General features: G+C 41.6%; 14 protein-coding genes and 1 pseudogene. 14 read left to right on the top strand and 1 reads right to left on the bottom strand.

The window, feature by feature from the left end:
• Window positions 1–22 precede the first annotated feature (22 nt).
• From DW996_RS08055 to DW996_RS08000, 11 genes and pseudogenes are all read left to right on the top strand, one after another.
• The gene (locus DW996_RS08055) at window positions 23–721 is read left to right on the top strand and encodes a glycosyltransferase family 2 protein (protein WP_118281588.1); all 699 of its coding nucleotides are present in this window, start codon (window positions 23–25) and stop codon (window positions 719–721) included.
• Window positions 721–1,068 carry a DUF2304 domain-containing protein gene (locus tag DW996_RS08050; protein WP_118281589.1) on the top strand — a complete coding sequence of 116 codons (348 nt, stop codon included), beginning with the start codon at window positions 721–723 and terminating at the stop codon, window positions 1,066–1,068. Before DW996_RS08055 ends, DW996_RS08050 begins: the two co-directional genes overlap by 1 nt.
• The gene (locus DW996_RS08045) at window positions 1,068–1,853 is read left to right on the top strand and encodes a glycosyltransferase family 2 protein (protein WP_118281590.1); all 786 of its coding nucleotides are present in this window, start codon (window positions 1,068–1,070) and stop codon (window positions 1,851–1,853) included. Before DW996_RS08050 ends, DW996_RS08045 begins: the two co-directional genes overlap by 1 nt.
• Window positions 1,843–2,832, top strand: a complete 990-nt coding sequence (locus DW996_RS08040) for a glycosyltransferase family 2 protein (protein WP_158575278.1) — start codon at window positions 1,843–1,845, stop codon at window positions 2,830–2,832. Before DW996_RS08045 ends, DW996_RS08040 begins: the two co-directional genes overlap by 11 nt.
• Window positions 2,833–2,839: 7 nt before the next feature.
• Window positions 2,840–3,943 (top strand): glycosyltransferase family A protein, encoded by a 1,104-nt coding sequence (locus tag DW996_RS08035; RefSeq protein WP_118535380.1) that lies wholly within the window; start codon window positions 2,840–2,842, stop codon window positions 3,941–3,943.
• 1 nt (window position 3,944) lies between these two features.
• Window positions 3,945–4,520 carry an acyltransferase gene (locus tag DW996_RS13620; protein WP_147403544.1) on the top strand — a complete coding sequence of 192 codons (576 nt, stop codon included), beginning with the start codon at window positions 3,945–3,947 and terminating at the stop codon, window positions 4,518–4,520.
• On the top strand, window positions 4,521–5,450 hold the full coding sequence (locus tag DW996_RS08025) for a glycosyltransferase (RefSeq protein WP_118535378.1): 930 nt from the start codon (window positions 4,521–4,523) through the stop codon (window positions 5,448–5,450).
• Window positions 5,451–5,470: 20 nt separating this feature from the next.
• Window positions 5,471–6,025, top strand: coding sequence for a glycosyltransferase family 92 protein (locus DW996_RS08020; protein ID WP_118535377.1), 555 nt, complete (start codon window positions 5,471–5,473; stop codon window positions 6,023–6,025).
• Window positions 6,010–6,477, top strand: a complete 468-nt coding sequence (locus DW996_RS08015) for a hypothetical protein (protein WP_118535376.1) — start codon at window positions 6,010–6,012, stop codon at window positions 6,475–6,477. The genes DW996_RS08020 and DW996_RS08015 overlap by 16 nt, the downstream gene beginning before the upstream one ends.
• A 6-nt stretch (window positions 6,478–6,483) precedes the next feature.
• A pseudogene (locus DW996_RS15035) lies at window positions 6,484–7,934 on the top strand (lipopolysaccharide biosynthesis protein).
• Window positions 7,935–7,945: 11 nt separating this feature from the next.
• Window positions 7,946–9,016, top strand: a complete 1,071-nt coding sequence (locus DW996_RS08000; protein WP_118535373.1) for an acyltransferase family protein — start codon at window positions 7,946–7,948, stop codon at window positions 9,014–9,016.
• Here the strand turns inward: DW996_RS08000 and DW996_RS07995 are convergent.
• A complete protein-coding gene (locus DW996_RS07995; RefSeq protein ID WP_118281598.1) occupies window positions 9,013–9,939 on the bottom strand; it encodes an NAD-dependent epimerase/dehydratase family protein in 927 nt (308 codons plus the stop codon). The two genes, DW996_RS08000 and DW996_RS07995, sit on opposite strands and share 4 nt — an antisense overlap.
• A gap of 165 nt (window positions 9,940–10,104) precedes the next feature.
• On the opposite strand from DW996_RS07995, the gene DW996_RS07990 reads away from it, so the two are divergent.
• The 3 genes from DW996_RS07990 to rfbC all read left to right on the top strand — a co-directional run bounded on the left by DW996_RS07990 (window position 10,105) and on the right by rfbC (window position 13,326).
• The gene (locus DW996_RS07990; RefSeq protein WP_118535372.1) at window positions 10,105–11,781 is read left to right on the top strand and encodes a DUF6020 family protein; all 1,677 of its coding nucleotides are present in this window, start codon (window positions 10,105–10,107) and stop codon (window positions 11,779–11,781) included.
• Window positions 11,744–12,682, top strand: a complete 939-nt coding sequence (locus DW996_RS07985; protein WP_118281600.1) for a glycosyltransferase family 2 protein — start codon at window positions 11,744–11,746, stop codon at window positions 12,680–12,682. Before DW996_RS07990 ends, DW996_RS07985 begins: the two co-directional genes overlap by 38 nt.
• 71 nt (window positions 12,683–12,753) lie before the next feature.
• A complete protein-coding gene (gene rfbC / locus DW996_RS07980) occupies window positions 12,754–13,326 on the top strand; it encodes a dTDP-4-dehydrorhamnose 3,5-epimerase (RefSeq protein ID WP_118281601.1) in 573 nt (190 codons plus the stop codon).
• Window positions 13,327–13,422: the final 96 nt, after the last annotated feature.

Below are 13,422 nucleotides of genomic sequence, written 5' to 3'. Positions count from 1 at the left end.
GAAAAGGAGACAAGTGTTAAAGATGAACAGCACATTGCTGATTATTCCTGCCTATAACGAGGCAGAGAATATTGAACGTGTCGTGGACAATTTAATAGAGAATTATCCGCAGTTTGACTATGTGGTTATCAATGACGGCAGTCGTGATGATACGCGTAAGATCTTGTATAACAGAGGTTACAATTATCTGGATCTTCCGGTCAATACCGGACTCGCAGGAGCCTTTCGGTGTGGTGTCCGCTATGCGAATGCGAAAGGATACGATTATGTCGTGCAGTTTGACGGCGATGGTCAGCATAGACCGGAATCTGTTGACAAAATGCTGGCTAAAATGCAGGAAACGGATGCAGACATTGTCATAGGTTCGCGCTTTTGCGAGCAGAGAAAGGATCACAGTGCGCGTATGATGGGAAGCCGTCTGATCACGTCCTTAATCCGAATGCGTACGCATCAGACGATCACAGATCCGACATCAGGTCTTCGTATGTACAATAAGCGCATGATCAAGTTGGTGGGATATGATGTGGCATATACACCGGAACCGGATACTTTGGCATACCTGATCGGATGTGGGGCAAAGGTAGAGGAAGTCCAGGTGGAGATGGACGAGCGTATGTTTGGTACAAGTTATCTCAATTTGTGGAATTCCATCAAATATATGGCGACAGTTGTAATGAATATTATCGTATTGCAATGGGTTCGTAAAAAGGAGGTCTTGTAATGTCAGTTGCTCTTAGAATTTTATTGCTTATTGGCGCGCTTGCAATGCTCCTGTTCGTTGTGAAGTCTATCCGCAAGTCGCGTATTCAAATGAAAGATGCTCTGGTATGGATGCTGATCGCACTCTTGATCGCGATATTTGGGATTTTCCCGAGCGTTCCGATGTGGATCGCGGGCATCTTAGGTATTGACTCCGCAGCCAATATGGTATTTTTGATCTTTATCGCTATTTTGTTATTGTGCATTTTTTCTTTGGCACTCCGTGTTTCCATGCTTGAGGACAAGTGCACGACATTAGCCGGGGAAATTGCGATTCGAACGCATCAGGAAGAGGATGAGGAAAAGTAATGGACAAACATAATTTTGTGATTTGTGCCTATCAGGAAAGCCCGTATTTAGAAGAATGTATCCGGTCTTTGAAAAACCAGACGATACAATCGCCGATCAGGATGGTGACATCAACACCGTGTGAGTATATCAAAACGATGGCGGAAAAATACAAGATCCCTTTATATGTGAATGAGGGCGAGGGAGGAATTGCACAGGATTGGAATTTTGCTATGTCCCAGTGCAATGCGAAATATGTAACGATCGCACATCAGGATGATATTTATGAACCGGCATATGCAGAGAAGATCATAGATCGGTTGGAGCAGGCAGAGCGTCCCTTGATCGCTTTTTCGGGATATGGCGAATTGCGAAATGGTCAGAAAATATGGGCGTCACCCTTGATCAACATAAAGAAGACCATGTTATTACCAATGCGGATCAAAGAATTTTCCGGCAGTAAGTTTATCCGGCGGCGTTGTATGTCATTGGGCAATTCTATTTGCTGTCCGGCAGTCACTTATGCGATGGATAATTTGCAAATGCCGGTATTTCAAGTGGGCTTGAAAAGCAATCTGGACTGGGAGACCTGGGAGCGCATATCGCGGGAACGCGGTGAGTTCTTATACATTCCGGAGCCGCTGATGTTGCACAGACTGCATGAAGAATCGACGACTTCGCAGTTGATCAATGAGCATAAACGTGGTGGAGAAGATCTGGAAATGTTCTTGAAGTTCTGGCCAAGTGGGATCGCACATTTGATCAACAAGTTTTATGCGAGAGGAGAAAAGTATAATGGATCGTAAGCCGATGGCAACCATTATCATTCCTGTTTATAATGCACAGGCGTATCTGGAAAAGTGTTTAGACAGTGCCTTACAGCAGACCTATGACAATTATGAGATCATATGCGTGAATGATCAAAGCCCGGATGACAGTCAGCGTATTTTGGAAGAATACGGGAAGAAATACTCGGAAAAACTGCATTACATCTGCAATGAAGAAAATATTGGACAGGGCCAGAGCCGGATGCGTGCCATCGCTATGGCAAAGGGCGAGTATATCTTTTTCCTTGATAGTGATGATTATCTGGATCAGGATTATCTGGAAACTTTTATGCGCGAGGTGCAGGAGGAAGACTACGATGTGGTGGTTGCCGGCTTTAAACGTATTATGCCGGATAAAACGGTAGACCACGATATTATAGAGAGTGAATTTACGCGCGTGTGCTACACGGTAGCCTGTTGTAAGATGTACCGAAAAGACTTTATATTACAGCACCGGATAGATTTTACGGATCAACGTATAGGTGAGGATATATTCTTTACCCTGTCTTTTTATTGCTGCAAGGCAAGGACAAAATTTATTCATTATTTTGGATACAATTATCTGTATAATCCAAAGTCTACAACGGGAGCATTGAGTTATAACAGACATTTTGAGAGAGTGGCTGCGGATATGTTCGCCCGCTTGCTGGACAGATATCCTATGGAGTCGTTGGAACAAGAACAAGGCTATCTGGTACAGTACGCCTATGTGTCCACGATGACGGATGCACTCTTTCATTATGGACGTGGGGCAAAGCCGGCATTGATGAAGAAAATGCATGCCTTTGTTTTACGGGATATGTACGAAAAATTCCCGGATATAAAGAGCAATCCATATTTTAGGATCCGGGGATTGGAAGGACCAAGCCTGATGAACAAGATAGGTGTTGCAGTATTTATGGGAAGTATCAGATTGCATCTGGATGGTGCCTTGTGTTGGCTGGTTTCATTGATATAGGTGGAATATGGTTAGTGTAGTGATCCCTGTTTATAATGGGGCAAAGTATATAGAAAAAACGATTCATACAATTTTAAATAGCACATATCAGGATCTTGAGATCATAGCGGTTGTTGATGGAAGCCCGGATAATAGTCTGGCGGTCTGCCAGAAACTGAGTCAGGAAGATGCCAGGGTAAAGACTTTTTATAAGGAAAATGGCGGAATTCCCGATGCACGTAATTATGGGATAGAAAGAGCCGGTGGTGAGTACATCTGTGTCTGCGATCAAGATGATATGGTGCAACCGGAGATGTATGAACAGATGGTAGATCGTCTGGATGCAGAAAAGGCGGATCTGTGTTTTTGCAGTACAGGACAGATGGTCAATGGCAGTGTAGTTCCATTTGAAAGTTTTGAGGATGCGACATTTACAGAGGATGAGATCCGAACGCAACTTTTATATCCGGTTATTTTTGAAGGCTATGATATACCGGTTGCAATGAGTAGTGTAAACCGTCATCCGAGTATTTGGAAAGCCCTGATACGGAGATCTTTTTATGAGCAGTATCACTTACGTTTTCATGCATATGTGAGTTATGAAGATGATCTCCTCATGATCGTTCACCTGTTATCCGTCGCAAAAAAAGTATGTACGGTAAAGTATAGAGGATATCTTTGGTATATCAATATGGCATCGGAGTCTCATGCCAGAAAATATATTGACGATATGGGACAAAAGCAGCGAAAGTGGGTAGATGATATCTGTGCGTCTGTCGCACTGACAGATGCGTCACCGGAGATAAAAAATTACACCCGTCAGGTTACCAACTGCAAGGTGTTTGTAGATGCCATACTCAATCTGTGCAGCCCTTACCGCAGGGAAACATTTTCCGATATCCCTCAATATTATGCACAGAATATCTATTGCTATGATTTTGAGGATGCAATGCAGGTGGCAGGTTATGCGCAGAAAAAGTTTCCTATGCAGCGGTATATCCTACATTCGCTGGCAAAGCATCATACATATCGGAGTTATTTTGTCGCGCGGATATTAGTTTTTGCATTGGACAAAGTGCTAAAGAGCAAAATGATGATAAAACTGGATAGTCTCCTGAAAGGAAATGGATGAGATGTCATTACTGAGTAGTGTGCGTAATGTGCTGTATAGCGCTATACAGGCAAAGAAAATAGGTCAACTGCATGGCAGGTTTTGGACGAATGGCAGGGTTTCGATCATTGGCGGCAGGCATATTACTGCCTATGGAAACTTTTTTGTGGGAGATGGCTTTCGTATAGAAGCAGTAGAACAGCATTTAGGCCATCATTACGAGCCACAGATCATCATAGGAAAGAATTTCTCGGCGGGAAATTATGTGCATATCGGAGCCATGAACCGGGTAGAGATCGGTGACGATGTTTTACTTGGTTCCAAGATCTATATTACCGATCATCAGCATGGAAGCACTTCTTATGAGGATATGTCTCTGGCACCGGAGGCGCGGGAACTGTCAAGCAAGGGACCGGTGATCATTGGCGATAAGGTGTGGATTGGAGATAATGCGGTTATCATGGATGGCGTGACGATCGGTCATAATGCCCTTGTCGCAGCAGGAGCGATCGTGACAAAAGATGTTCCGGCATATGCTATCGTGGGCGGTGTGCCGGCGCGGGTATTAAAACAAGTTGGTAAGGATGGAGAAGATTAAATGACAGAGCAAATCAAAGTTTCCTTATGTATACCGACCAATGGTATCGTAAAGTGGGTCAGACCTGTTTTGGATAGTATCTACGCCAGCCGGTGTCGGGAATCGGAATATGAAGTGATCGTTACGGATAATGGCAACGATCCGGAATTTCAGTCCATGATGGAACAATATGCGGCAAGATATCAGAATCTGATCTATAAAAAAACAGATGCAGTTCAGTTTTTGAACCAGATCGAGGCATTCAAATTAGCGCGTGGCAACATGATCAAATTTATCAATCACAGGTATGCGTTAAAAGAAGGTGCTTTGCAATATCTTATTGATTTCTCAGAGAAATATACAGACAAATGTCCGGGCATTTATTTTTTAAATCAGGCGGAAAAACGAAAAGAGACGCAGGCGGTTTATGAAAATTTTGACGCGTATGTGGGGGCATTATCGTATTGGTCCTCCTGGTCGGCGGGTACGACGATCTGGAAAAAAGACTTAGAGGAATTGGACTTTACACAGACATTCAATAAGATGTTTCCGCATACAGATGTGATCTTTTCGGCAAGAAAGAAAGATATGTATATTATTGATAATACAGCACTGCTTACGGATCTGGAGCCGAACGCGTCACAAAAAGGAAAGTACGATCTGTTTGATACTTTTGCAGTAGAGTATGTCAAGATCATTGAAAGATTATATAAGGATGGCGATATTACACTGGAGACTTTTGAAAAGGTCAAAAAAGAAAATCTGGATCTGGTGATGTCATTCTATGTTTCGTTTGTTATGATAAAACGACCATGTTCTTATGATCTTAGTAATTTTAGTGATTCTATTGTTGTTTATTATAAAAAGGGTGCAGCATTTTGGAGTGCTGTGCGCTATATTGTAAAAGAATGTTTCAAAGCTGCGGGACGGATATTGCATATCATCAAGTGAGCAGGCTTTAGGAGAATATCATGCAAAAAGAAATGAAGCAGACACGGTATTTGATGTTAGATCAGCCGGCGGATGGAAAACAAGGCAGATGGATGCATCTGGCATATAAGGGGATGGCAATGCTGTATCAATGGGCGTGGAGGATCAGTCCTAAGAAGCGCGATATGGCGGAGAGACAATACAAGGTCTCTATAGGGGCAATTTTTAAGAATGAAGCCCTTTATCTCAAGGAATGGATTGAGTTTCACCGCATTGTGGGGGTGGAGCATTTTTATCTTTACAATAACAATTCTGATGATAACTACCGCGAAGTCTTAGAGCCGTATATCAAAAGAAATATCGTGACTCTGGTAGACTGGCCGAAAAACCAGGCGCAGATAGAGGCATACAAAGACTGCATCCATAAGTATGCAAAAGAAACGCGCTGGATGGGATTTGTGGATATTGATGAGTTTGTCGTGCCACGAAAGACAGATAATATTTACGATTTCTTACAGGCATTTGAAAATAAATATGGCGCGGTCAAATTATACTGGCGTATGTATGGGACATCAGGCATATGGCGCGTGATGTGAAGGGGCTTGTCACAGAAGATTTTACGGTGTGCTGGTCCAAGTATTATGACGTAGGAAAATGTTTTTATAATACGGCATTCGGATTTGACGAAAAATCGCCGAAGAATGATTATTTGCATCACAATTTATGGACCAACAATGGCAGACGTAATCTTCCTCCGGTCAATATTTTTGGCAAAGTATGTTTTGGGGATGTCAATGTGATCCCGACAGCGGAGTTTCCGATACAGATCAATCACTATTTTACAAAATCATATCAGGAGTATGCATGGAAAAGGGCAAAGGGGGATGTATATTTTAAAGTAAATCCTCATGACGAAGAATACTTTTATAACCATGAAAAATGGTGTGAAGCGACAGATTATGCTGCGTACAGATATTTGGTTAAACTAAAACATGCAATGGCACAAGGGCAGCAGCCGGTGTCAGCAGAAGATGAGCAGGAGATCTAAGAGAGTATGGCAGAACCATCATTGAAAAAACAGATCATGTCAGGTATGGTATGGAAATTTGCAGAGCGTTTTATCGCACAGGGAGTTTCCTTTATCGTATCGCTGGTATTGGCGCGCATATTGATGCCGGATGATTATGGTGTTGTGTCTATCATTAATGTCTTTATTACAGTGGCAGATGTTTTCTTGACGAGTGGCTTAAATACAGCCTGATCCAAAAACAGGATGCGGATGAACTGGATTTTTCAACAATCTTTTATTGTAATTTAGGTCTGGGAATTTTATTATATGCCATTTTGTTTGTGGCGGCACCTTGGATGGCAAAAGCATACCATATGCCGATATTGACATCTGCCGTGCGTGTATTTGCATTGCGCCTACCGATTTCCGCCTATCAATCCATACAGACGGCATACATTTCCAGACGTATGGATTTTAAACGCTTTTTCTTTTCTACGATCATAGGTACTTTGGTGTCTGCTGTCGTTGGCATTGCTATGGCGCTGCAAGGATATGGGGTATGGGCATTGATCGCGCAGTATCTGACAAACACGATCATTGACACCCTGTTTTTAGCAGTTACGGTTCGCTGGCATCCGCGCCTGATGTTCTCATGGAAAGCGGCAAAGCCTATGATCCGCTACGGCGGAAAGGTTATGATGACAGACCTGCTTGGGACGGTATGCAACAATTTGGGAGATTTCATCATCGGAGCCAAATACACGTCAGCGGATCTGGCGTATTATACGAAGGGAAAACAGCTGCCAACATTGATCAAGAGTAATATTTACACCTCCTTGATCAGTGTTCTGTTTCCGGGAATGTCAAAGATTAATGACGAGGGCGAAAAAGTGAAGGCTTTATCACGAAAGAGCATCCGTGTTTTGACCTATATCATTTATCCCTTGATGACAGGGCTGTTAGTAGTGGCAGAGCCATTGACGATCTTTTTGTATACGGAGAAATGGATCGCTATGGTTCCGTTTGTCTGGGTCGTATGTATTGAGGCAATTTTTTCAGTGCCCGGAACGATTACCCTACAGTCAGTTAAGGCAATGGGCTACAGTGATAAAATGCTGAAGGCAGAGATCTTCAAGAAGCCAATTCTGATCCTTTCGATCATCATTGCCATGCAATATGGCGTGATGGCGATTGCGTTGACGCTTCCTTTAAATACCTTGTTGGAATTTGTGATCAATGGTGTAATGGCGCATAAGACCGTCGATTATTCGATCAGAGAGCAGTTATGGGATTGCCTGCCGGCAACCATTATGTCAGTCTTTATGGGAGCAGGCGTGCTGTTGGTAGCCCATTTACCATTGGGACTTGGGACGATAGCATTACTGTTTGTAGAAATTCTGGTGGGTATTGTTATTTATGTTCTGCTCTCCGTGATAACGCGCAACGAGGAGTTCATGGCATTGGCTTCTATGGCAAAACAATATCTTAAGAGATAAAGGGGTTAAGTATGATAAGTAAAGGGGAAAAACGAAATTCCAGTTTGGACTTGTTAAAGATCATTGGTATGTTCCTTATCATTGCACATCATTATTATGTGCATGGAGGATTTGCACCGGTCAGCGTGGATAATATCAACAAGGGACGCATCTTTTTGGAACAAGTCTCTATGTACGGATCATGGAGTTGTGATCTTTTTGCGCTGATCACGGGCTTTTATATGATCGGATCTCGGAATGACGGAAAGAAACGTTTGAAAAAGATCTTACAATTAGTAGTGGAAATATATTTCTATGCGATTGTAATCTTTGCAATATTAGCCTACAAGGGATTGGCGGCATTTTCTTTTTTCAATATGCTGCGGGTCGTTTTCCCGACCTTGTGGGGAAATTGGTATATCATAGCATATTTGCTGTTCTATCTTTTGGTGCCATACATCAATCCTTTATTAAATCAGTTGTCGCAAAAGGAGTATAGAAGGCTCCTGCTCATCTTATTCCTTTGTTGGTCTGTTGTACCAACGCTGACACAGTTGGATAAATCATGGGAATTTAGCAATGTGGACTTTTTCTTTGTCATGTATGCGTTTGGAGGTTACTATCGTTTACATATATATGGAAAGAAAAAGTATGCAAACGTATGGAATGCCCTTGTGGGAATGATCTGTTTTGGCATAGCCATAGGTTCTGTAGCACTTTGCAATTATGTGGGGATTAAGTGGCAGAATAATTCAATTTTGGGATGCGCACAGTATCTGATGCCTTTGTATTCTTTTGTTGGCGTGATTTGGGCACTATCCTGGTTTGCCTTTTTTGCCAATGTCAATTTCTATTCGAAACTTGTGACATATATTGCGGGCTCAGTTTTTGGTATTTATATGATACATGAGAATGACTTCTTGCGACCTGTGGTCTGGACCATATGGAAACCGAATGCATTGCAGACAGTTGAACCATATGGTCAGTTTGCAGAGAAGATGTTAGTAGTTTTCTTTGGATGTTTATTGATTGATATGGCTCGTAGGTGGCTTTTCTGGGGCATTGGAAAACTACTGGGCAGTATAAGGAATCTTATAAATTAGGAATGAGCCTTAAGAAAATCAGCAGTACGCCGGATGCCATCATCGATTGGAGTGTGAACTAGTGTACCAAATTCCGTTTCGTATCGTGTGATGTCCAGATAATTTGCGGGGAGATCGACACTGCGCTTTTTTTCATAATTTACGTCTATTCTGATATCAAGCACAGAACGAAGATGATCAATTAAGTCGTTGAGACTTGTTCCGGTGCCACTACCAATATTATAGATATGATATTGGGGGGATCCAAAGGCGATTTTTAACATTGCGTCAATGGCATCATCAATATAGATATAATCGCGAACAACAGATCCATCTCCATAGACATGAAGTGTCTCTTGGTGAAGAGCCTTGTAAGTGAAGGTGGTGAGGGCACCAAGTTTTCCGTTTGGACGCTGATATGGTCCGTATGGGTTTGCTAGACGCAAAATACTATAGTCAATCCCATGCATACAATGGTAGAGATGACATATCTTCTCGATTGTCAATTTCTGGATGCCATATGCGGTAATGGGATTTGTAGGGGCATTTTCTGTGATTGGACATGCGACATTTCCATATACGGTTCCACCAGAGGAAATAAAAATAATTTTGGAAACATGATGCTTTACACTGGCTTCTAGTAAGCGAGTGGAAAAAGTAATATTTTCGTTTAATTCGGCTTCAATATCATTATTAGAAGAAGACGGATTTGTCGTACTGACGAGATGAAATACAAGATCTATATTTTCCAGAATATTCTCGAAGTTGTGTGTCTGTGTGTGGAGCGCAAGGCAAGAGACATTATTGGCAGCAATAATTGTCTCATTAGTGAAATATGAAGTGTCTGTGTCGGTAATTGTAATGTGATTTGCAGGATTTTTCATCAGTGCTAATGTAAGGTTTGTTCCTATAAAACCAGCGGCACCAGCAATTAGAATGTTCATGATAATACCTCTATTCATATATTGTATAAGGGTAGTTTACATGATGAGATGAATGTTGTCTATGAGAAATTGGTTATAAATATGTATACTATTTAATAGAATCAGATGCATACAGACATACAAAGAAGCAACAACTAAAATAAATAGAGAGGGGACAAATCATACATGGATTTCAAAAAATCAGTAGTTGGATTACGAGATAAATTTGCAACAATACTATTCTCCATTGGCTTGTCGGCTGTGATTATACTTGGAAAACACATACATCTTACTGATCAGGTTTACCAGGGTACAGGGAACACAATTGATAGTTATCATAGATATGATCTGGCAGAAGGATTATTATTTGCATGTTGTATTTACATTGGTATCTTATTGTGTGAACGAATGATTAAGAAAAGACCTATTGAAATAAAAGGAGTTTCGGGAGAGCGCATTCCACTGGGGAAAATCACAGTAAGTAGTATCGTCCTGATGCTTCTATGGTCACCATATTTATATGTTTATTATCCTGGATTTATCTTTGGCGACAGTACAGCAAATATTGCGCAAGCCTTGGGACAGCAACCGCTTACCAATCATCATCCGGTTGCATATGTGTTGTTCATTCGAGTATGCCTTCGTTTGGGGCAACATCTAGGCGGATTGACAATGGGCCTTGCAATTTATTCTGTGATACAGATGGGAATTATGGCTCTGGGAATTGGATTGATGGTTCAATGGATACGGACGCGATTTCGATTGAACCGATGGCTTACTTGGCTGATGCTTGTAGTCTTTGGATGTTCGCCATATATTGCTCAGTATTCGATTGCTATCTGGAAAGACCCGATTTTCTCAGTTACAATTGTTTGCGTCACAATCTTGTTATTTGATATACTATATGTAGAAACAGACAAAAAACAAAATATTATAAGAAATATCTTATTACTAATTTCGGTATTGGCTATGATCTTTAGCCGGAATAATGGCTTTTATATTGCAATAGCGATAGTATGTTTGTCAGTGTTCTTGCTGTTTAGAAAAATGACCAGGCAAAAAGGCATACAGATATTGGTAATATGCTTGATAGTAATGATTGCTTCCAAGTTTATTACTGGACCGGTTTATGATGCATATGGTATTGTAAAGGATGATGAAAAAGCGGAAAGTTATGGAATCTTTCTGGCACAGATGGCACGCGTTGTTGTTGAGAACGGAGAACTTTCTGCAGAAGACAGTGATTATATGGGGCGTTTGTTACCTATGGAGGAATATCAGTCAGCTTATACACCATGTTTGGTAGATAATCTGAAGTGGAACCCCAATTTTCAAAAAGAAGTGCTGGAGGATGGATTTTTTCGTACATATCTATCCATTCTGAGAAAGAATCCGCGTATTTGTTTTGAAGCGTGGGAATTACAGACCTTTGGATTTTGGTCGGTGAATCAGAAGTGGGTCAATGGATTTACAGGAAATATCTTGAATGGTGTGCCAAGAAATATCTATCCTGAGTATGGAATGGGGGTAGAGGGAATTGAAACTAAATTGGTAGATAATAATTCATTCTTGACAAAAATGTTCCCATATACAGCACGATGTATACCAATTGGATATATTCATTGGTTATTGATTGGAGTGGCTCTTTTTGCCTTGTTGCGCTTGGATTTTCGCCGGCTTACTGTGCTTGCACCGGCGCTTGGACTTATGGCTACACTTATATTAGCTTCGCCAATATCTTACTGGCCGCGCTATGGACTTGCCCAACAATTACTGTTACCATTATTTATAGTAATGATATTTCTACGAGAAGGAGAACACCAAAATGGACAAAATTGCAGTTTTAATACCTTGCTACAATGAAAGCAAGACGATCGAAAAGGTTGTTACAGATTTTAAGAAAGCCTTACCGGAGGCAACCATTTATGTATTTGACAACAATTCCTCTGATGGTACGGATGAGATTGCCAGAAAGGCAGGGGCGGTTGTTAAGTATGAATACCAGCAGGGCAAAGGTAATGTTATCCGCCGTATGTTCCGCGAGATTGATGCAGAATGTTATGTGATGACCGATGGGGATGACACCTATCCGGCAGAGAGTGCCAGAGAGATGGTGGACTGTGTGTTAAATCATCATGCAGATATGGTGGTGGGAGACCGTCTTTCTTCCACATATTTTGAGGAAAATAAGAGACCTTTCCACAATTTTGGGAATTCCATTGTGCGATCTTCCATCAATAGCCTTTTCCACACCAATATCAAGGATATTATGACAGGCTATCGGGCATTCAGTTATCAATTTGTAAAGACCTTTCCGGTTCTCTCCCAGGGCTTTGAGATCGAGACGGAAATGAGCATTCATGCAGCAGATAAGAATATGTTTGTAGAGAATGTGATTATTGAATATCGAGACAGACCTGAAGGCAGTGAGTCAAAGCTAAATACATACAGTGACGGATTTAAAGTGCTTCGTACCATTGCAAGCCTGTTTCGTACGTATAAACCAATGGCATTCTTTGGCGTGATTGCATTGATTTTGGCGGTATTAGGCGTTGGGTTTATGATACCTGTTTTGGTTGAGTTCAATCATACAGGTCTGGTGGAACGTTTTCCGACTTTGATCGTATGCTGCTTTGTTATTTTAGCGGCGATGGTTTCCTTTTTTGCGGGACTGCAACTCCAGACGATCACGCGAAAGAACCGGCAGGATTTTGAGATGGAACTGCAACATGTGCATTATGAGTACGAACATTTGGAAAAGTAGACTAGACGAACGTTTTATGTGTCTGTATAATAGATAGCAGATAAGACTAGAATCACAGGAAGGTGTTAATCATGGGAAAAATAACAGTAACAGATGATTGCAATGGAATCAAAGGATTGAAGGTCATTGAACCGACCGTTTTCGGTGATGACAGAGGATATTTCATGGAGACTTACAACTACAATGATTTCGCAGCAGCAGGGATCGATTGTCAGTTTGTGCAGGATAATCAGTCAGCATCCAAAAAAGGCGTTCTTCGCGGACTTCATTTTCAGATCAATTATCCACAGGATAAGTTGGTGCGTGTGATCAGCGGAGAAGTATTTGATGTTGCAGTGGATCTCCGCGAGGGTTCCGAGACATTTGGCAAGTGGTTTGGCGTGACTTTGACAGCTGAGAACAAAAAGCAGTTCTTCATTCCAAAGGGATTTGCACATGGATTTATCGTTCTCTCCGATCACGCAGAGTTCTGCTACAAAGTAACCGATTTCTATCATCCAAATGATGAAGGTGGTCTGATGTGGAATGATCCGGATATTGGTGTAGAATGGCCGATGCCGGAAGGTATGACAGCAGATGATCTGATCCTGTCTGATAAGGATAAGGTAAATTCCTCATATAAGGATTATGTTGTAGGTAAATAAAAGCATCGTGAATATGATGAGATGATAAGCCAGCCCGATGGGGCTGGCTTTTTTTGCGCGAAAAATTAAGGCATTGACGCGGAAAATATTGGTAAC

Origin of the sequence: Roseburia sp. AM51-8 (assembly GCF_003478275.1) — a bacterium.
Taxonomy (GTDB): domain Bacteria; phylum Bacillota; class Clostridia; order Lachnospirales; family Lachnospiraceae; genus Pararoseburia; species Pararoseburia lenta.
This window is presented reverse-complemented; position numbering and strand designations above follow the sequence as displayed.

Excerpts from the sequence above, each read along its gene's own strand:
- DW996_RS08055 (WP_118281588.1), top strand. The coding sequence starts at position 23 with ATGAACAGCACATTGCTGATTATTCCTGCCTATAACGAGGCAGAGAAT.
- DW996_RS08050 (WP_118281589.1), top strand. The coding sequence starts at position 721 with ATGTCAGTTGCTCTTAGAATTTTATTGCTTATTGGCGCGCTTGCAATG.
- DW996_RS08045 (WP_118281590.1), top strand. The coding sequence starts at position 1,068 with ATGGACAAACATAATTTTGTGATTTGTGCCTATCAGGAAAGCCCGTAT.
- DW996_RS08040 (WP_158575278.1), top strand. The coding sequence starts at position 1,843 with ATGGATCGTAAGCCGATGGCAACCATTATCATTCCTGTTTATAATGCA.
- DW996_RS08035 (WP_118535380.1), top strand. The coding sequence starts at position 2,840 with ATGGTTAGTGTAGTGATCCCTGTTTATAATGGGGCAAAGTATATAGAA.
- DW996_RS13620 (WP_147403544.1), top strand. The coding sequence starts at position 3,945 with ATGTCATTACTGAGTAGTGTGCGTAATGTGCTGTATAGCGCTATACAG.
- DW996_RS08025 (WP_118535378.1), top strand. The coding sequence starts at position 4,521 with ATGACAGAGCAAATCAAAGTTTCCTTATGTATACCGACCAATGGTATC.
- DW996_RS08020 (WP_118535377.1), top strand. The coding sequence starts at position 5,471 with ATGCAAAAAGAAATGAAGCAGACACGGTATTTGATGTTAGATCAGCCG.
- DW996_RS08015 (WP_118535376.1), top strand. The coding sequence starts at position 6,010 with ATGGCGCGTGATGTGAAGGGGCTTGTCACAGAAGATTTTACGGTGTGC.
- DW996_RS08000 (WP_118535373.1), top strand. The coding sequence starts at position 7,946 with ATGATAAGTAAAGGGGAAAAACGAAATTCCAGTTTGGACTTGTTAAAG.
- DW996_RS07995 (WP_118281598.1), bottom strand. The coding sequence starts at position 9,939 with ATGAACATTCTAATTGCTGGTGCCGCTGGTTTTATAGGAACAAACCTT.
- DW996_RS07990 (WP_118535372.1), top strand. The coding sequence starts at position 10,105 with ATGGATTTCAAAAAATCAGTAGTTGGATTACGAGATAAATTTGCAACA.
- DW996_RS07985 (WP_118281600.1), top strand. The coding sequence starts at position 11,744 with ATGGACAAAATTGCAGTTTTAATACCTTGCTACAATGAAAGCAAGACG.
- rfbC (WP_118281601.1), top strand. The coding sequence starts at position 12,754 with ATGGGAAAAATAACAGTAACAGATGATTGCAATGGAATCAAAGGATTG.